Source organism: Paraclostridium dentum (assembly GCF_012922555.1).
Classification (GTDB): Bacteria; Bacillota; Clostridia; order Peptostreptococcales; family Peptostreptococcaceae; genus Paraclostridium; species Paraclostridium dentum.
In genome coordinates this window covers 1-379 of sequence record NZ_WIPK01000155.1, presented here as the reverse complement: position 1 = coordinate 379, position 379 = coordinate 1, and the positions used below count along the sequence as shown (strand labels likewise).

The 379-nt window shown below is 61.2% G+C and carries 1 protein-coding gene; it reads right to left on the bottom strand.

Annotated features, from left to right (window positions below):
* Positions 1-379, bottom strand: a 379-nt coding sequence (locus tag GFJ41_RS21225) for a chlorophyll a/b-binding protein (RefSeq protein WP_170076040.1), incomplete at both ends; no start/stop codon positions are given.

The window sequence follows — 379 nt, the reverse complement described above, 5'->3', positions numbered from 1 at the left end:
GCCCAATATCGCCAGCATGGCAAGCCTCCCGTTCTTCACTTCCTTCAGCTTCAACTCCTTCATCGACTTCTCGTCTTTCCCGAACCCCAACGGGTTGAAGAACGGGCCCCCGGGGTAGGCAGGATCGCCTGATCCTGCCAGCCCCTTCTCCAGGCCCAGGAAGTACTGCTTCCCCATGGAGCCCGGGTTGTACCAGTCCTGGAGCCTCCTGTGCTCCGCGAACCCCATCAGGGCCATCTCGAGCACGAAGAGTGTGTAGTTATCCGCCCAGTAGTTGTAGGTTCCGGCCGGGGGGATGACTCCGGTCTGGAACCATGGGAGGGCTGTTTCCGGCGGGATCAGCCCTGCTTTCCCTAGGATTTCGGGGGCGATGGCTCCT